The following is a 17,512-nucleotide window of genomic DNA, read 5'->3' on the forward strand; positions in this document are numbered from 1 at the left end:
TCGTCACGGTGGCGCGGGACCAACGCCCAATCAGCTCCTAAACTGATTCAACGCAATCGTGAGGTTGCCTGATGAGCACCACCGAGCTGCCGGCCAACCACGCTGAACTGATGGACGGCGTCTACCGCTGGCAGCGCCACATCTATGACCTGACCCGCAAATACTACCTGCTCGGCCGCGACCGGCTGATCGCGGGACTGGACCTGCCGCCGGGCGGTACCGTGTTGGAACTTGGCTGTGGCACCGGCCGCAACATCATCCTGGCCGCCCGCGGCTATCCCGATGCGCGCTTCTTCGGGCTCGATATTTCGGCCGAAATGCTGGAGACGGCCGGCAAGGCGATCGACCGCGAAGGCCTGTCGGATCGCGTAATACTGGCAAGGGGCGACGCCACCGATTTCGACCCGGGCGCGCTTTATGGCATCGAACGGTTCGACCGCATCTTCGTATCCTATTCGCTGTCGATGATCCCGGGCTGGGAGAAGACGGTCTCGGCAGCACTTGCCGCGCTCGCCCCCACGGGCTCGCTGCACATAGTCGATTTCGGGCAGCAGGAAGGTCTGCCGGGCTGGTTCCGCACCTTGCTACGCGGATGGCTGAATAAATTCCACGTCACGCCACGTGCATCCCTGCGTGGAGTCCTGGAATCGGAAGCTAAGCGAACCGGCGCAACCTTCCGGTTTCGCACGCTTTATCGGGGCTATGCATGGCTGGCGGTCATCAAGCTCGGCATCTGACATCGGAGACATGATCGGCGACCAACGTTTCAGGTCCCACGGACGATCCCGCGGATGGATCGACTGGTTAGCCAATCACGGTTTGCCGAATGGCCCAAGGGGTGGTACATTACCTCCACGCTGGAGGTCGAAAGTGATCGTCGGGTTTCGGGACGGATGGCTACGGGCCTTCTTCGTCGAAGACATTCACTCCCGCAACATTCCGTCCGGCCTTGAAAGCCGGTTATTTCGCAAGCTCCAGATGATCGATGACGCGATGACCGATCTGGATTTGCGTGTGCCACCCAGCAACCATTTCGAGAAGTTGCGCGGCAATCTCGATGGCTTCCATTCGATCCGCGTCAACAGCCAATGGCGGCTGATCTTCCGGTGGGACGGCGGACGCGGTGAAGCGTCGGGTATTTATCTCGACGACCATAGTTACAGATGAGGTGACACATGTTGATGACCACACGCAAGCCTGCAACAGTTGGCGAAATCCTCACGGAAGAATTCATGCAACCGCTTGGCCTGACACAGGCGGCTTTGGCCGAAGCGATGGGGGTCCAGCGCAAGCATGTGAACGAATTGTGCAACGACCGCCGCAACGTGACGGCTGCGACCGCGCTTATTCTGGCGCGGGTCTTCGGCAACAGCCCGGATTTCTGGCTGAACGTGCAGCGCCGTAGCGATCTCTGGTCGGTCATGAACTCGCCCGACGAGCGCGCGCGCGTCGATCGCGCCAAGCCTTTGGCGACTGCGGCATAGAAGAAACTTGCAGCAATCGACTGCCGCTTAATGCAGCGCCTTCACCAGCGCGCCCACCATTGCTTGCGGACGATAATTGAGCTCGGCCGGCGTTAGCCCCAGCCGCACCACCACCAATTGCTCGGATGGAATGATGGCAACCGTCTGTCCGTCATGGCCTTCCATCCAGTAAGTGTCCTTGGCCAGGCCGGCGGCAACGCCGGCGCCGGGATTTTCCTCGTCGCCCGGCGCCTCGATCCACAGCTGGCCCTTGCCGTAGACTTTCGAGGCGGATGCCGGCTCGCGCATCCAGTCGACGAAGCCGGAAGGCAGGACCTGGTTGCCGTTCCATACCCCGCCCTGCAGCAGGAACTGGCCGAAGCGAGCCCAGTCATGCGCCGTGGCGTAGAGATAGGACGAGCCGACGAACGTGCCCTGCTCGTCGGTCTCCAACACCGCGCTGTGCATGCCGAGCGGTTCGAACAATGCCGTGCGCGGCCATGTCAATGCCTTGGCCTTGTCGCCGATCGCGTCCTGCCAGAGGCGCGACAGCATCACCGCCGTGCCGCTGGAATAGGAAAACACCTTGCCGACCTCGCCGGTGAGCGGTTTGGAGTCGGCAAAGCCCGCCATGTCGGGTTCGAGATAGAGCATGCGCGTGACATCGGCGACGTCGCCATAGTCTTCGTTGAACTCCAGCCCGCTCGACATCGCCATCATGTCGGCAAGGCTGATCGCAGCGCGGCCGTCGACCTTCCAAGGCGCGAACAGGCCCTTGTTGTCGACCGCCAGCTTGCCGTCCTTGACCAGTGTGCCGACGATGGCGGCGTTGACCGTCTTGGTCATCGACCAGCCGAGCAGAGGCGTCTTGGCCGAAAAGCCGTCGCCATAGCGTTCCGCGACGACGCGGCCGTTCTTGACCACGACGATCGCGCGCATGCCGGTGCCGGCCATCGCGTCGTCCGCGACGACCTTCGAGACTTCGGGGTTCTGCGAGGCATCCACCCGTTCGCCCTCGGGCCACAGCGCATCCTGGCTTGTCGCGGCCGGTTCGGCATGGACGGCCGTGCGCCGCGCCTTGCCGACATCGCCGTCGGGAACCGAGGCACAGCCCAGCCCGTCGCGGGCCACCGCCTCGCTCTTGCCGAGGAAGCCGAGCAGGCCGGCGGAAACCGTACCGCGGTTCTTGTCGACCGAGACCCGCATCAGCCGCAGCAGCGGGTGGCCGGGCGCCTGCACATCGACAGCCAGCACCTCGTCGGCGTCGCGCCCGGCGATGAAGACGTTGGAACAGACGATCTTGGCCGAATAGCCCGAGCCGACGCGGATCAGTTCCGGCGGCGCGATATAAAGCCAGGCAAACAGCGCGGCGACCGCCAGCACGATCAGGCCAAGCAGCCATTTGACGATCCTGACGATGATCCGCATCCATTGCCTCCCAGGCACTCGCCCGACCTTTATGTCATCGAATTGCCGCCATTGCTTCCGCAAAATCGAGCTTCTTGTCGAGCGCCATAAACCAGATATCAACCATGATCGGCGATCACAGGGATGCATGTCGCCCAAAAGTGCGCAGCGGTTTTGCGACAACGACATGCACGAAAAACGAATAGACCGGGCGATGCGTGGGGCGATCGCCTGGAGGGGCCAGGTCAACTTCGGCCATCGGTGCACAGACCCATCAGCGACCGGCTGATTCCGGCTTGGAAGTTTCGATGCGCCGTCTTGCGGTCCTTTTCATGCTGACGCTGCTCGGCGCCTGCTCGACCGTGGACGATCTCTCGCCGCTGTCGCCGTCCGCGTCGAGCAGTCCGACGGTGGCCGTGCGCGCGCCGCGCTTTGCCGATTCCAAACCGCATGAGTGGGACAGCGGCGCACCGTGGAACTATGCCGTCCACGGCACCGACGTCTCCAAATACCAGACATCGGTCGACTGGCCGATGGCCAAGGCCAGCGGCATCTCCTTCGCCTTCATCAAGGCGACCGAAGGCGGCGACCGTTTCGATGAATATTTCAGCGAGCACTGGGCGCGCACCAAAGCCAACGGGATTCCACGCGCGGCCTATCACTTCTTCTATTTCTGCACGCCCGCCGCCGTGCAGGCGCGCTGGTTCATCCAGAATGTCCCCGTCGATCGCTCCGCATTGCCGCCGGTTCTCGACATGGAATGGAACCCGAACTCGCCGACCTGCCGCCTGCGCCCCGACGCGGCCACGGTGCGCGCTGAGATGACCGCCTTCCTCGAGATCGTCGAGCGCCATTACGGCAAGAAACCGATCATCTACACCTCGGTCGATTTCTTCGAGGACAACGACCTGTCGAGCTTCCGCGGCTACCCCTACTGGCTGCGCTCCGTCGCCGGCCACCCGCGCGAGAAATATGGCAGCCACCCCTTCACCTTCTGGCAGTACACCGGAACCGGCATCGTTCCCGGCATGACCGGCAAGTCCGACATCAACGTCTTCAACGGCTCGGAAGCCGCCTGGAATAAGTGGCTGCGGCAGAACACACGCTGATGCCGTGGCAACGGCAGCGAAGCCGCCTGGAATAGCGGCTCCGGCAGAAGACCCTTGACACCGTGGGAACGGCAGCGAAGCCGCCTCAAATAGGGCTGAAGCAGAAGACCCGTCGACACCGTGGCAACGGCAGCGAAGCCGGCTCAAATAAGGCTGAAGCAGAAGACCCGTTGACACCGGGCCTGCCGCCTGCTTTTCGACACTGCCAGCGGTAGAGTGCAACCGCTGGTAATTCAGGGCGTTGGGCTTCCAGCCAGGCACGACATTGCCCTCTTCGTTTCGAAAGGAAGCTGATGCGACTGCGTTCCCAAGCCCTCGCGGCGCTATTCTTGTGCGCCACGGCCTTGCCGGCGATGGCGCAGGAATGCGGCGGCGATTTCGAAACCTGGAAACAGGGCGTGGCGGCGGAAGCCAAGGCGGCCGGTGTCGGCGCCGTCGGCCTCGACGCGCTCGAGGACGCCAGGATCGACGATAGGGCTCTGGCGCGCGACCGCGCACAGGGCGTTTTCACACAAACCTTCATCCAATTTTCCAACCGCATGATCTCAGCCTACCGGCTGAAGCAAGGTGCGGCGAACATGAAGAAATACGCCGATATCTTCGCCCGCGCCAACCAGCAGTTCGGCGTCCAGGCGCCTGTCATCACCGCCTTCTGGGCGCTTGAAACGGATTTCGGCGCCGTGCAGGGCGATTTCCATACGCTGAGCGCACTGGTGACGCTGTCGCATGACTGCCGCCGTCCGCAGCTTTTCCGCCAGCAACTGGTGCCGCTGCTGGAACTGATCGATCGCGGCGTGCTGCCGGCAGATGTCACGGGTGCCTGGGCCGGCGAGATCGGCCAGACGCAGATCCTGCCGTCCGACTATCTCGCGCGCGGCGTCGATGGCGATGGCGACGGCAAGATCGATCTTAGAAACAGCGCGCCGGACGTGATCATGACCACGGGCAACAAGGTGCTGTCGCGCGGCTGGAAGCGCGACGAACCCTGGATCCAGGAAGTGCGCGTGCCCGACGAGATGCCGTGGGACCAGACCGGGCGCACCAACAAATTGCCGCTGACACAGTGGGCGCAGTGGGGCGTCACCAACCCCGACGGCTCGCCGCTGATCGATAAGGGCCTGAAGGCCGGCCTGGCGCTGCCCATGGGCCGCAAGGGTCCGGCCTTCCTCACCTACGAGAATTTCGACGTCTATCTCGAATGGAACCAGTCCTTCACCTACGCGCTGACCGCGGCCAATCTCGCCGCGCGGCTGGCGGGCGCGCCGCCGCTCGATCCGCGCGATCCCGAGCCGGGTCTCGACAACGAGCAGATGAAGGCGCTGCAGACCAAGCTCGAGGCCAGGGGCTACGACGTCGGCACGGTCGACGGCATTCTGGGCACCAACACCCGCGAAGCCATCCGCAAGGAACAGATGCGGCTAGGCCTGCCGGTGGATGGCTGGCCGACGCCGGAGTTGCTGACGAAGCTGTGAAGAGAGTGAGTAGCGAGTAGTGGAATAGAGGAAATTCCCTACTGACTACTCACTACTCACTTCTTTTTCCTAATCCGCCATCGTCTCCAGGCTCGCAAACCCCTGCGGCGCGTCGCCCTCGTCGAAGGGCGTCGTCACCTCGACGAAGGTGTCGGGATAAAAGCCGTTGAAGCGGGTCCTGAGTGACAGCGAATAGGCGCCGATATGGCCTATCTCGATCCAGTCGCCGGTATCGACGGTTTCCGGCAGCCAGAACGGCCGCGACAGGATGTCGACGGAATCGCAGGTTGCGCCGCACACCTTGAACGGCACGATCTTGTTCTCGGCGCCATTGCGCGTGCGGATCGCCGGATCGGGAATGAAGCGCGCCGGCAGCGTGATCTTGCCGGTCCATGAATCCGACAGCGACGCCCAGATACCGTCATTGATGTAGAGCCGCTTGCCCTTGCGCAGGAGCACGCGCACGATCAGCGACAGGCAGCGCGCCACGATCACCCTGCCCGGCTCCGCCACCAGCGGTATCTGGTCGAACTGGTATTCCTTCAGGTCGCCGGAAAGCCGCGACATGATCTGGCCGAGCGACGGCATCTGGATCAGCTTGCGGTTGGGATCATGGCCGTATTCGGCCGGAAAGCCGCCGCCGACATCGAGCCCGGCAATGTCGAAGGTCAGCCGGTTGCGCACCCAGTCGGCCGAGGCCAGTGCCCGCTCATAAGTGTCGGGATCCTCGATCTGGCTGCCGACATGGAAACAGAGGCCGACCTTGTAGCCGGTGCGGTTCAGCCGCTCCGCGAGTTCGACCGCATAGGCCGGCCCGGCGCCGAATTTCTTCGACAGTTCGTAGGCGGCATGCCCCTTGGTCTGCACACGCACGAAAACGCTGACCGCGCCCGGGTCGATATCGAGCGCCCGCACCACCCGGGTCAGCTTGGTGATCTCGTCTTCGTGGTCGAGCGAGATGACGCGAATGCCGTATTTTTCCAGCGCCAGCTTGATGTCGGACTGCGCCTTGACCGGGTGCATGTAGAGCATCTCGGCGTCGGGCGAGACGGCGCGCACGGCGGCGAACTCGCCTGGTGAAGCGACGTCGAAGGCGGTGACGCCGGCCTCGACCAGCGTCTTCAGCACGATCTGCTCGCCATTGGTCTTGACCGCATAGGCGGTCTTGCCGCGAAACATGCCCATGAACTGCAAGGCGTCGGCCTTGAGCACCTGTGGGCGGAAGCAGTAGACGGGGTCGTCCGGACGAAGCGCCAGTGCCGCCTCGCTTGCGTTCTCGAATCGCTGCATGGACGAATCCCCGGCTTCAGCTCGCACAATTAATCCAAGCTAGCGGCTAGCGCATGACCCCGAAAGTCAATTTCGACTTTCGGAAAGGATCATGCGCCAGGAACGAATCTTGCAGCGTCCTTTGCGCGTCTCGGTGCGGCATTAGCCTTTACCGGCAGTCCATCGGTCCGGTTTCGGGTGGCTCTTGCCAGCGAACCGGATATGGCTTCCGCCTGATGACTGGCATTCCGGTCGTCTGGGGGAGAATTAGCATGGCAGTGACCGGTTCATCCGCAGCACGTGGACCGATGGCGCTCAGGGACTGGGGGCAGTTGCTTCTGCTCGGCGCCATCTGGGGCGGCTCGTTCTTTTTCGCGCGCATCGCGGTGGCGGAACTTCACCCATTGGTGCTGGTTCTGTTTCGCGTCGCCATCGCCGCGATCGCGCTGCAGCTCTATCTCGGCTTGCGCGGCCCCTCCTTCCGCCTCGCCCTGCCGCATGCCGGCCTGTTCTTCCTGCTGGCCTTCACCAACAACGTCGTCCCCTTCTCGCTGATCTTCGCCGGCCAGACCCAGCTTGGCGCCGGCGTCGCCTCGGTGCTCAACGCGACGACGCCGTTCTGGACGCTGATCCTCGCCAACGCGCTGACATCGGACGAAAAGTTGTCCTGGAACAAGCTCGCCGGCATCGCGCTCGGTGTCGCCGGCACCGCTATCATGATCGGTCCCGGCCTGCTCGCCGGGCTCGGCGGCCCTGTCTGGGCCAAATTCGCGCTGATCGGCGCCTCGCTGTCCTATGGCATTGCGCTGATGGTCGCCCGCCGCTTCAAGGGCGTGCCCTCGCCGGTCGTCGCCACCGGACAATTGACGGCCTCGACCATCATCATGATCCCGATCGTGCTCTTCGCTCATGGCCCGGCCGGCCTGTTCTCGGCCTCGCCGCCGGTATGGGCGGCGGTGCTGGCGCTGGCGCTTCTGTCCACGGCCTTCGCCTACATCCTCTACTTCAACCTCGTCGCCTCGGCCGGCGCCACCAACGCCTCGCTGGTTACGCTGATCGTGCCGGCCAGTGCCATGCTGCTCGGCTTTCTTTTCCTGGGCGAGCGGCTGGAAGCGTTCGAGATCGGCGGCGTGGTGCTGATCGGACTCGGTCTTCTCACAATCGACGGACGAGTGTTCGGTCGCCGTTAGGCACGGCATGTGCAATCGCGAAAGTCGAAGCCGACTTTCGCAGGGGTAGCGCTGCCATGACACAGCATCGACACGCCACCGCCATAATTTATTCACAGGTCTGAAGCGGGTTTTTGCCGAAGAGTTTCAACGGCTAACGGCAAAACCGAGGTCGCGAATTTCACAATCACGTCGCAATGCAGCATATTTTCCGCTTGCCTGTGGCACAAATGAACCTAGACTCCAGGGCATAGCTCTTTAAGAGGAGGCTATGTCATGGGACTTACGAGGCCAATCAACGCATTGATGATTTGTGCTGCGTTTGCTTTCATCGGCGCCCTCATTATCGGCGTCCTTCCCTGAACCCGCCAAGACGGGGAAGACCGGCACCAAATAGTCTAACCAATTCGAAAGGCCGGGTTTTTACCCGGCCTTTTGCTTTTCCAGCCGACCCTTATGCAGCAGCGGAACCAGCCACCTCCGCCTCATGCGAGCGGATGCCGATCATGTGGCAGACGGCGAACACCAGATCGGCCCGGTTCATCGTGTAGAAGTGAAAATCGCCGACGCCGCGCTCGACGAGGTCCAGCACCTGTTCGGCCGCCACGGCTGAAGCCACCAGCGCATGCGTTTGCGGATCGTTCTGGAGTCCCTCGAAGCGCTCGGCCAGCCAAGCCGGCACCAGCGCGCCGCAACGCGCCGAGAAATTGGCGACCTGGGTGAAATTATGCACCGGCAAAATGCCGGGAACGATCGGGATATAGATGCCGGCGCGGCGCGCGCGCTCGACGTAACGTTCGTAGAGATCATTGTCGAAAAAGAACTGGGTGATCGCCCGCGTCGCGCCATTGTCGACCTTGCGCTTCAGCATGTCGATGTCGGTGGCGAAGTCAGGGCTTTCCGGATGCTTTTCCGGATAGGCCGAAACCGAGATGTCGAAATCGCCGGCGTCCTTCAGCGCCCCGACCAGCTCGGCGCCATTGGCATAGCCGTCCGGATGCGGCCGGTAAGCGGCGCCGACGCCTTCCGCCGGATCGCCGCGCAAGGCGACGAAGCGCTTCACGCCCATGTCGGTGAACTCCTGGATCACCGCGTCGACCTGATGGCGAGCGGCATCGACGCAGGTCATGTGGGCGGCTGGCGTCAGGCTGGTTTCCTTCAGAATGCGGCCGATGGTGCGCGCCGTGCGCTCACGCGTCGAACCGCCCGCGCCATAGGTCACCGAGACGAATTTCGGCCGCAGCGGCTCCAGACGCGTGACCGTATCCCACAGCCTTGCCTCCATCTCGTCGTTCTTCGGCGGGAAGAACTCGAACGAAACCCTGACCTTGTCGCCGATATCGGGACGGCGGGAAAAACGAAACTGGTTCATCAGGCGATTTCCCCTATCGAGCTCACTCTGGTCTGCTGGCTGGCATTGGCAGGATCGGCGATCAGCAGGCGCCGGTCGCGGCCAAGCCAAAGTTTTACGGTGAGCCTGGCCTCGTTGCCGCCGCGCGGTTCGAATTCCTGGGCATCCTCCAGATCGAGGCCGGCTTCGGAGAACCACTCCCCGATCTGCCGGTCGGAAAAGCCGAGGCGCATATGCGCATGCTCGTCGCGCAGGAACTCCAGCGCGTGCGGCGCGAAATCGACGATGACCAGACGGCCCGCCGGGCGCAACAGCCGCGCCGCCTCATGGATGGCGCGGGCCGGATCGTCGAGATAGTGCAGCACCTGGTGGATGGTGACGAGATCGAAAGCATCGCGTTCGACAGGCGGCGAAAAGATATCGCCCTGCCGCACCTGCGCATTCGAAACGCCGGCCTTGTCGAGATTGGCGCGCGCCACGGTCAGCATCTCGCGCGACATGTCGATGCCGATGCCGCGCCGGTAGAGTGGCGAGAAGATTTCGAGCAGCCGCCCGGTGCCGGTACCAAGGTCGAGCATGGACTGGAACGGCCGCTTGCCGACCAGCTTCAGCATCGCGGCCTCGACGGCGCGGTCGGGCACATGCAGCGAGCGGATGTGATCCCAACTCGCCGCGTTCTGCGAAAAATACGCGGTGGCGCGGTCCTGGCGCTTGCGCTTGACCGAGGTCAGCCGCTCCAGATCGCGCTCTACCCGCGGGTCGGCTCCGCGAATGCCGGAAACCAGCCCCATCACGAAGTCTCGTGCCGAATCGGCGTCCGACAGTCGGAAGAAGGCCCACGACCCTTCCTGGTAGCGACCGATCAGCCCGGCCTCGAGCAGCAGCTTCAGGTGTCGCGAGACACGCGGCTGCGACTGGCCGAGAATTTCGGTAAGGTCGGAAACGGTGAGGTCGCCGCGCGACAACAATGCCAATATGCGCAGGCGGCTGGATTCGGCCGCCGCCTTCAGCGTATCCACCATGGTGTCGAGCGAGACATGCATCAGCGTATTCTCTTTGAAAAAGATATAAACATATGTTTATGTCGATTTTGGCAGTCCTGCAAGCGCTATGTCGCTTCCGGACCAGAAAATGCCGCATGCGTGATTTCCCGGTCCAGGTCACCCCGAAACGTCTAGCGGTTCGAAGACAATGGCATGAACCAGCAAAGAGACAGGCAATGACCGGGCAACGTGAGATGTTCGAGGCACGCGAAGGCGAGCAGAGACTGGACCAGGACCCGGCAATGATGCCTCCTGACGGCGGCATCGTCTTCATCGGCCGCATCGCCTCGCCATGGACCACCCGGGAAAGCTGCCCGAAGAACATGCGCGCCGCGCGCGAGACGGGACAGCCGGCGGCGCTCACCATCGACGCGCCCTATCGCAGCGGCCTGCAAGGCCTGGAGCGCGCCGGCCACGTCGTCATCCTGTCCTGGCTGCATCACGCGCCACGGAATCTGATTGTGCAGAAACCCCGCCATGCGGCTGAAGCAAAAGGCGTGTTCGGGTTGCGCTCCCCTGCCCGGCCGAATCCAATCGGCCTGCATGTAGCCAAAGTCCTCGGATTGGACATTGCCACCGGGCGCATCGACCTCGACGCCATCGACGTGCTCGACGGCACGCCGGTCATCGACATCAAACCTTATTTCGCCTCGACCGACGCCATTGCCGAGGCGACCGTTGAGGGGCGCGAGGAGCGATGACCGCGCCGACCGGTCGCCGCCGCGCCATCGCCAAGGCGCTGACAACACTCCTGCCGCTGGCACCCTATGCCGACATGGAGAAGATCCGCGCCGACGCCGGCTCGGTGCATATGAAGACCTTGCCGCCGACGATCGCGGTGTGGCTGGCAACGATCGCCCATATCCGTCACATGCACACCGACTACGAAAAGCTGCTGGCCGAGGGCTATGACCGCGACTCGGCGCGCTTCTTCGTCATCGATCGGACCAACATCGTGCTCACGCGCTGGCGCGCCACCCGCCTGCTCGACGCCGATGACGAGGAGGAATGAAGCTATTGCCAGGCCGGATCTTCATCTCGAGGATGACTGAAGTCGGGCTACTGGCTCTATGCGCTCGGCCTGCCGCCGACAGCTTGTGACGCAATGGCAAGGAGCTGCCTATGAGCCAAATCGCACAGGATACACCGCCGCTGCCTGTGGTGAGCGACCGCCATGTCGACCCCAACGCCTATCCCGAAGGCATTGCCTTCCTCGACGGCCAGTACCTGCCGATGTCGCAAGCCAAGGTCTCGGTGCTGGATTGGGGTTTTCTGCATTCCGACGCCACCTACGATACGGTGCATGTCTGGAATGGCCGCTTCTTTCGCCTCGATCTCCATCTCGACCGTTTCTTCGGCGGGCTCGACAAGCTGCGTATGACGATCCCGTTCGATCGCGACGGCGTGGCCGAGATCCTGCACAATTGCGTAGCACTTTCGGGTCATCGCGCCGCCTATGTCGAAATGCTGTGCACGCGCGGCGCTTCACCAAGCTTCAGCCGCGACCCGCGCCAGGCGATCAACCGCTTCATGGCGTTTGCCGTGCCGTTCGGCTCGGTCGCCAATGCCGAGCAGTTGCAGCGCGGCCTGAGTGTCGCGATCAGCGACAAGGTGCGCATTCCGCCGGCCTCGATCGATCCGGCGATCAAGAACTACCACTGGCTCGACTTGGTGCGCGGCCTCTACGATGCCTATGATCGCGGTGCCGAGACGGCCCTCATTCTCGACTTCAACGGCAATGTAGCCGAGGGTCCTGGCTTCAACGTCTTCTGCGTCAAGGACAGCAGACTGTCGACGCCGGCTATCGGCGTGCTGCCAGGCATCACGCGCCGCACCGTCTTCGATCTCTGTGGCGAGGAAGGGCTCACCGCGAAGGCCGCCGATGTCAGCGTAGCGTCGCTCAAGGCAGCCGATGAAGTCTTCATCACCTCGACCGCCGGCGGCATCATGCCGGTGACGGAGATCGACGGTGCCGACGTCGCAGACGGCAAGGTCGGGCCGATCACCAGCCGGCTGATGGCGCTCTACTGGCAAAAGCACGACGACCCGGCCTGGTCGAGTTTGGTGCACTACCCCTGATCCACACGATTTCTTGTTCTACGGGGAAGCCCCAGGTTCAAAAAGATTTCCCGCCGCCTCTGGAAAATCACGGGACAGGCCGTATATGCCCGAAAGCGGAGAAGCCTCCGCTTCCATCCAGAAATTGCGCCCGCAGGGGCAAGGATTCCACATCATGACATCAAAGGTTTGGTTCATCACCGGATCGTCGAAGGGCTTTGGCCGCGTCTGGGCCGAGGCGGCATTGGCGCGCGGCGACCGCGTTGCCGCGACCGCCCGTGACGTCGGCACGCTTGCCGACCTCGTCGCAAAATATGGCGATAACGTCGCTGCGATTCAGCTCGACGTCACCGCCAAGAAAGCCGTCGATGCCGCAATCGCCGAAGCACACAAGCGCTTTGGCCGGCTCGACGTCGTCATCAACAATGCCGGTTACGGCCATTTCGGCGCCATCGAGGAAGTCAGCGAGCAGGAAGCCCGCGATCAGATCGAGACCAATGTCTTCGGCGCTCTCTGGGTCACCCAGGCCGCCCTGCCGATCATGCGCGCGCAGCGGTCGGGCCACATCATCCAGATCTCGTCGATCGGCGGCGTCAACGCCTTTGCCTCGCTCGGCCTCTATCATGCCTCGAAATGGGCGCTGGAAGCCTTCAGCCAGTCACTCAGCATCGAGGTCGCGGAATTCGGCATTCATGTCACGCTGGTCGAGCCGGGCGGCTTCTCCACCGACTGGTCGGGAGCATCGGCCAAGGTCTCCAAGCCGATCGAGGCCTATGCGCCTGTCCGCGCCAGGATGGCCGAGCGCCGCGCCAACTCGGTCGCCGGCGATCCCGAGGCGACCGGTCCGGCCATGCTGGCCATCGTCGATGCGGCCGAGCCGCCGCTGCGGGTATTCTTCGGCGATGGCGGCCTGCCGATGATACGCCAGGAATACGCCAACCGCCTCGCCACTTGGGACAAATGGGACCACGTTTCCGTCATGGCGCAAGGCGCCAACAAGAACCGCAAGGGCTAAAGCCCGGCGACTTCTGCTACGCCGCCTCACAGGCGGCGTAGCTCCCACCTCGGCCACGACGCGAGCGCGCGGCTATGCCTGATAAATCCATTGTTCCGGCACCCGCACCGAAATCTGCTCGCCGGCCCTGACGATGCCGGGCTTTTCAACCCAGGCGACCACGCCGCGCAACCTTTTCGCCGCCTTCGGAAACAACAGCGCGCCGGCTTCAACGTCGGCCATTCCAGCATTTTCGGCGATCGATCGCCCGGCGATGCGGCATGGCCCGTTCTGGGCGTCGACCTTGAGGGTCACGCCACCCTTGAAGAACAGCAAAGTGCCGGCCGGCAGCATCGACAGATGCGGCACGCCTTCGATCACCAGATTGGCACCGATCCACTCAGGCTTGATTTCGGCCAGCCCCATCCGTTCGGCGACGATGGCCAATTCGTCCGCTGCCACGATCGATATCTGTCGTTCGTTGCGCATCTCGGTGCCGCGCGGATACCAGGGTTCACGCCCGCCGGAACGCCGCGTCGGTCCGGCATGGAAGTCGCCTGAAATGCCGTCGAAGTCGAGCCGCAATTCGTCCACCGGACGCGTCTGGAAATCGTCCGCTGGCGCGACATACAGCGCCGCCGCGCGGGCGGTAAGCTTCTTCGACGGAATGATTTCGGTCGGCTTTTCAGCCTCGGGAAAGAGATCCAGCATGGCTTCATTCCTTGGATGACGTGCCCTGGTTTTGCCCTTCGGCCGGCAAGGCCGCAAGAGCGGTTCGGGCCAAAATGCGCAACTCTTCGACCGACGCGCCGTCCCGCGCCTGGATCGACATGCCGTTCATGACGCCTGCAATATATTTAGCGAAGCCTTCGACGGAGAGGTTTTCCGGCAAGTCGCCTTCTGCCTTGCCTCTGGCCAGCCGCGCCGCGATCGCCGCCTCGCTCGCCTTGCGATAGGCTTTGAGCTCATCGGCAATGGCTTGCGCCTGCGGCGAGGCCGCCAGCGCGCCGCTGACGAAAAGACAGCCACCCGGCTTGCCGGGCCTGGAATAGGCCGCCGCCGCGCCCAGCAGCAAGCGCCGGATCGCCTCCCCCGTCGACACCGGCGCGCTCAGCGCTTCCAGCGCGAAGCCTATCTCGGTCTCGTGGTAGCGCGTCAACGCCCCGCGAAACAAAGTCTCTTTGTCGGTGAAGGCGTTGTAGATCTGTGGCGGCGTCAGCCCCATCGCTTCGCGCAGCATGGCCAGCGACGTCGCTTCATAGCCGTGCTCCCAGAAGAGATGCATCGCGGCATCGAGCGCCCGGTCCGGGTCGAATGCGCGCGGCCGGCCGCCGCGTGGTTTGTCCAAGTTTTCCATAGTGATCGATACGAAACCTATTGACTCACCTTTCCCTCATAACATATCAATCGATATGTAACCAGGCAAACCGGAAGATGACCTCCCGGCGAGGGCCGTGCAACCCAAGGAGAAAAGCAATGCCGATCACCGTGACCGCGCCGGAGGGCGTACTGACCCCAGCGGGAGAGCGCGAAATCCTGCCGCGCCTGAGCGCTGCCCTCATCGAAACCTCCGGCGCCACCGGCAATTCGTTCTTCACCGCGATCGTCGGCGGCACCGTCCATATCCTGCCGCCGCGCGACATTTACGCGGGTGGCGCCAACCGGCCGGTCGTTATGGTCGAGTTGAAGCTGCCCAATATCGCCCTTGGCTCGACCGAAGCCCGCAAGGATTTCATCACCGCCGCCGCCGGCATCGTCGCCGATCTCTGTATCCCAGAGCACAAGCCGGAAAACACCTGGATCAACATCGTCAATGCGCCCGACGGCGGCTGGGGCATCGGTGACAGGCAATATACCGGCGACGCGCTCATCGCGGCCGCCACCGCCGCCGCGCAGTGACGAACAGGATGATGCGGCTCTCCCCGTCGCTGTTCTTCACCACCAACTGCGAGGCCGCACTCGCCTTCTACGAACAATGCGGTCTTGGCCGGGCAACGGTCCTGCTGCGCTGGGGCGACAACAATATGCCGGTGCGCACAGAAGCCATGCGCGGAAAAGTCCTGCATGCCCGCTTCGAAGGTCCGGGTGTGCTGTTCCACGCCTCGGACAATGACGACGCGGAGCCGATGAAGGGGTCCGCCATGATGCTGGAATTCGACGGGCCCGCAGCAGCGCCAGAGGTTTTCGCCCGCGAGGAACTTTTCGCATGCATGGCCGCAGGCGGCCGGATCACCGTGCCGTTTGCCCGGCAATATTGGGGGACCAGCTTCGGCATGCTGGTCGACGCCTTCGGCGTGCAGTGGATGTTCAGTTGCTCCAATGAATAGAGGCCAGTCGCTGACCGCTCGATCACAACCTTCTTACCGAAAAACGGCGCCGCGCCGCATTGCCGCCGCGCTGCGTCGGCTTCATGGTGAAGACCAGACCGTCGACGGAGGTTCTCATGCGTCCCGGAGCGGCGATCGCAGCGCTTTGGTTGATCTGGGTGGTCACATGGATGGCGGCGGCCCTATGGGCCGATCCAGTGCAAAAACGCGCCACCATCGGGGCCGAGGCCCGCTATCGCGTCTTCTGGCTGGCCGGCACCGTCCTGCTGTTCGTGCCAGCGCACGGCTATGAAGGCAGGCTGAGATTGTGGACGCCGACCCTTGCGGAAGCTTGGGCCTGCGTTGCCCTGATCGCGCTCGGCATCGGCTTCGCGTGGTGGGCGCGCATCCATCTCGGGCGGTTGTGGTCCGCCACGGTCACCGCCAAGGCGGATCATCGCGTGGTCGACACCGGACCCTATCGCCTGGTCCGGCATCCGATCTACACCGGGCTGCTGCTGTCCGTGCTCGCCACCATGGTGGCGAAGGGCACGGTCTGGGGCATTGTCGGTACGGCCCTGCTCATCATCGGCGTCGTCGTGAAGGCGAGGCTGGAGGAGCGTTTCCTGCGCGGCGAACTCGGCCCCGCCTATGACGACTACGCCAAGCGGGTGCCGATGCTGGTTCCCTTCACGCCTGCCTGAAGCGGCGCGACGCTCGATCAGAGCATTTTCAGCAGCGCGCCGCCGATCGAATACCCCGCACCGAAGGCGCAGATCAGGCCGAAATCGGCTGGCTTCATGTCGGCATGGTTCTCCGACAGAGCGATGATGGCACCGGCGCCCGCCGTATTGCCGAGCCGCTCCAGCACCATGGGCGCGCGGTCGTGGCCGACATCGTGGCCGAATGCCAGCTTCAGGATCATCGCATTCATGCGCGCGTTGGCCTGGTGCAGCCAGAAGCGCCGGACCGCCTGTGGCGTCAGCCCATGCTCGGCCAGGAACTCGACGATGAATTTATGCCCGGCGACGGTGACTTCCTTGAACACCTTGTTGCCGACCTGCTTGATGAGGTTGCCTTCCAGGTTGATCATGTAGGGATCGTCCTGCGCGGTCCGCGTGTGGTAGCCGAGATTGGTGCGGATGTTGTTCGACATCTGCGTCCAGATGCGCGTGTCCAGCACCTCGAAGCGGCCCGGCCGCTTCTCACCCTGGGCGAGCCCCTCCACGACCATCGACACCGAAGCGTCGCCGAAGATGAAATGCGTCTGCCGATCGCGGAAATTGAGATGGCCGGTGATGATTTCGGGCGTGGTCACCAGGATGCGCTTGTGCGCGCCCGAGCGCACCAGATTGACCGCCATGTGCAGCGCAGCCGCCGCGGACGAACAGCCAAGTCCCATATCGAAGCCGGCACCCCTGGTGCCCAGCGCCCCCTGCATTTCGATTGCGATCGCCGGATACGGCCTCTGCTGATGCGAGGACGAGCAGATCACCAGATCGATGTCCGATGCCTCGATACCGGCGTGCTCGATCGCCTTCCTGGCCGAAGCGATACCGAATTCCGCCTGCAGCGAGAGCGCGTCGTCCGGGCGCGCCGGAATGCGCGGCGCCATGCGGGTCGGATCGAGAATGCCTTCCCGCTCGATCACATGGCGAGCGCGCACGCCCGAGGCATGGACGATGAAGTCGGAATCCGATTTCTGCAGCAGCGCCTCGCCGGCAGCTTGGCGCCGCGCGTTCTCCGTGTCGACCCAGGCATTGAAGCTGGCGACCAGTTCCTCATTCGTGATGACAGGCTTGGGAATTTCAGCGCCGATGCCGCTGATGATGACGCGATGCATGTTTCCAGTCCGTCCCGTCCGCGGGCAT

The 17,512-nt window shown here is 63.4% G+C and carries 20 protein-coding genes; 13 read left to right on the forward strand and 7 right to left on the reverse strand.

The genetic code is table 11. The annotated features are described in order from the left end of the window. Positions 1-71 precede the first annotated feature (71 nt). The 3 genes from FJW08_RS19715 to FJW08_RS19725 all read left to right on the forward strand — a co-directional run bounded on the left by FJW08_RS19715 (position 72) and on the right by FJW08_RS19725 (position 1,484). On the forward strand, positions 72-737 hold the full coding sequence (locus tag FJW08_RS19715; protein ID WP_140811928.1) for a class I SAM-dependent methyltransferase: 666 nt from the start codon (positions 72-74) through the stop codon (positions 735-737). A 133-nt stretch (positions 738-870) separates the two neighbouring features. Further along, complete coding sequence (locus FJW08_RS19720) at positions 871-1,167, forward strand: type II toxin-antitoxin system RelE/ParE family toxin (RefSeq protein WP_140812017.1); 297 nt, start codon at positions 871-873, stop codon at positions 1,165-1,167. An 8-nt stretch (positions 1,168-1,175) separates the two neighbouring features. After that, positions 1,176-1,484, forward strand: coding sequence for a HigA family addiction module antitoxin (locus FJW08_RS19725; RefSeq protein ID WP_140758980.1), 309 nt, complete (start codon positions 1,176-1,178; stop codon positions 1,482-1,484). Between the two features lie 27 nt (positions 1,485-1,511). On the opposite strand, the gene FJW08_RS19730 is transcribed toward FJW08_RS19725, so the two are convergent. Continuing rightward, positions 1,512-2,891 carry a serine hydrolase gene (locus FJW08_RS19730; RefSeq protein WP_140811929.1) on the reverse strand — a complete coding sequence of 460 codons (1,380 nt, stop codon included), beginning with the start codon at positions 2,889-2,891 and terminating at the stop codon, positions 1,512-1,514. 287 nt (positions 2,892-3,178) lie between these two features. Here FJW08_RS19730 and FJW08_RS19735 point away from each other — a divergent pair, with 287 nt between their 5' ends. Together FJW08_RS19735 and FJW08_RS19740 are read left to right on the forward strand one after the other, a co-directional pair. Continuing rightward, positions 3,179-3,979 carry a GH25 family lysozyme gene (locus FJW08_RS19735; RefSeq protein WP_140811930.1) on the forward strand — a complete coding sequence of 267 codons (801 nt, stop codon included), beginning with the start codon at positions 3,179-3,181 and terminating at the stop codon, positions 3,977-3,979. A 293-nt stretch (positions 3,980-4,272) separates the two neighbouring features. Further along, on the forward strand, positions 4,273-5,451 hold the full coding sequence (locus FJW08_RS19740; protein ID WP_140811931.1) for a lytic murein transglycosylase: 1,179 nt from the start codon (positions 4,273-4,275) through the stop codon (positions 5,449-5,451). 69 nt (positions 5,452-5,520) lie between these two features. Here FJW08_RS19740 and FJW08_RS19745 read toward each other — a convergent pair whose 3' ends face one another. Continuing rightward, a complete protein-coding gene (locus FJW08_RS19745; RefSeq protein WP_140811932.1) occupies positions 5,521-6,741 on the reverse strand; it encodes an alanine racemase in 1,221 nt (406 codons plus the stop codon). Between the two features lie 251 nt (positions 6,742-6,992). Between FJW08_RS19745 and FJW08_RS19750 the strand changes: the two genes are divergently transcribed. Then, positions 6,993-7,910, forward strand: a complete 918-nt coding sequence (locus tag FJW08_RS19750; protein ID WP_140811933.1) for a DMT family transporter — start codon at positions 6,993-6,995, stop codon at positions 7,908-7,910. 433 nt (positions 7,911-8,343) lie between these two features. Here the strand turns inward: FJW08_RS19750 and metF are convergent, their stop codons facing one another. Then, positions 8,344-9,261 carry a methylenetetrahydrofolate reductase [NAD(P)H] gene (gene metF / locus FJW08_RS19755; protein WP_140758986.1) on the reverse strand — a complete coding sequence of 306 codons (918 nt, stop codon included), beginning with the start codon at positions 9,259-9,261 and terminating at the stop codon, positions 8,344-8,346. Then, entirely contained in the window at positions 9,261-10,283 is a 1,023-nt protein-coding gene (locus tag FJW08_RS19760) for a metalloregulator ArsR/SmtB family transcription factor (protein WP_140811934.1), read from the reverse strand. The genes metF and FJW08_RS19760 overlap by 1 nt, the downstream gene beginning before the upstream one ends. 176 nt (positions 10,284-10,459) lie before the next feature. Here FJW08_RS19760 and tsaA point away from each other — a divergent pair, with 176 nt between their 5' ends. The 4 genes from tsaA to FJW08_RS19780 all read left to right on the forward strand — a co-directional run bounded on the left by tsaA (position 10,460) and on the right by FJW08_RS19780 (position 13,356). Further along, positions 10,460-10,984, forward strand: a complete 525-nt coding sequence (gene tsaA / locus FJW08_RS19765; RefSeq protein ID WP_140811935.1) for a tRNA (N6-threonylcarbamoyladenosine(37)-N6)-methyltransferase TrmO — start codon at positions 10,460-10,462, stop codon at positions 10,982-10,984. Next, complete coding sequence (locus FJW08_RS19770) at positions 10,981-11,295, forward strand: DUF2293 domain-containing protein (protein ID WP_140811936.1); 315 nt, start codon at positions 10,981-10,983, stop codon at positions 11,293-11,295. The genes tsaA and FJW08_RS19770 overlap by 4 nt, the downstream gene beginning before the upstream one ends. 110 nt (positions 11,296-11,405) lie before the next feature. Then, positions 11,406-12,362 (forward strand): D-amino acid aminotransferase, encoded by a 957-nt coding sequence (locus FJW08_RS19775; RefSeq protein ID WP_140811937.1) that lies wholly within the window; start codon positions 11,406-11,408, stop codon positions 12,360-12,362. A 154-nt stretch (positions 12,363-12,516) separates the two neighbouring features. Beyond that, positions 12,517-13,356, forward strand: coding sequence for an SDR family oxidoreductase (locus FJW08_RS19780; protein WP_140811938.1), 840 nt, complete (start codon positions 12,517-12,519; stop codon positions 13,354-13,356). Positions 13,357-13,428: 72 nt separating this feature from the next. Here the strand turns inward: FJW08_RS19780 and FJW08_RS19785 are convergent, their stop codons facing one another. After that, entirely contained in the window at positions 13,429-14,046 is a 618-nt protein-coding gene (locus FJW08_RS19785; protein ID WP_140758992.1) for an MOSC domain-containing protein, read from the reverse strand. Positions 14,047-14,050: 4 nt separating this feature from the next. Then, entirely contained in the window at positions 14,051-14,692 is a 642-nt protein-coding gene (locus FJW08_RS19790; RefSeq protein WP_140811939.1) for a TetR/AcrR family transcriptional regulator, read from the reverse strand. A 119-nt stretch (positions 14,693-14,811) separates the two neighbouring features. Here FJW08_RS19790 and FJW08_RS19795 point away from each other — a divergent pair, with 119 nt between their 5' ends. The 3 genes from FJW08_RS19795 to FJW08_RS19805 all read left to right on the forward strand — a co-directional run bounded on the left by FJW08_RS19795 (position 14,812) and on the right by FJW08_RS19805 (position 16,345). Then, the gene (locus tag FJW08_RS19795) at positions 14,812-15,234 is read left to right on the forward strand and encodes a hypothetical protein (RefSeq protein ID WP_140811940.1); all 423 of its coding nucleotides are present in this window, start codon (positions 14,812-14,814) and stop codon (positions 15,232-15,234) included. An 11-nt stretch (positions 15,235-15,245) separates the two neighbouring features. Next, a complete protein-coding gene (locus FJW08_RS19800; RefSeq protein ID WP_140812018.1) occupies positions 15,246-15,662 on the forward strand; it encodes a glyoxalase/bleomycin resistance/extradiol dioxygenase family protein in 417 nt (138 codons plus the stop codon). A gap of 116 nt (positions 15,663-15,778) precedes the next feature. Continuing rightward, positions 15,779-16,345 carry an isoprenylcysteine carboxylmethyltransferase family protein gene (locus FJW08_RS19805; protein ID WP_140811941.1) on the forward strand — a complete coding sequence of 189 codons (567 nt, stop codon included), beginning with the start codon at positions 15,779-15,781 and terminating at the stop codon, positions 16,343-16,345. Positions 16,346-16,362: 17 nt separating this feature from the next. Here the strand turns inward: FJW08_RS19805 and FJW08_RS19810 are convergent, their stop codons facing one another. Further along, entirely contained in the window at positions 16,363-17,484 is a 1,122-nt protein-coding gene (locus FJW08_RS19810) for a beta-ketoacyl-ACP synthase III (RefSeq protein ID WP_140811942.1), read from the reverse strand. Positions 17,485-17,512: the final 28 nt, after the last annotated feature.

The sequence above is a fragment of the Mesorhizobium sp. B3-2-1 genome, assembly GCF_006439515.1.
GTDB lineage: Bacteria > Pseudomonadota > Alphaproteobacteria > Rhizobiales > Rhizobiaceae > Mesorhizobium.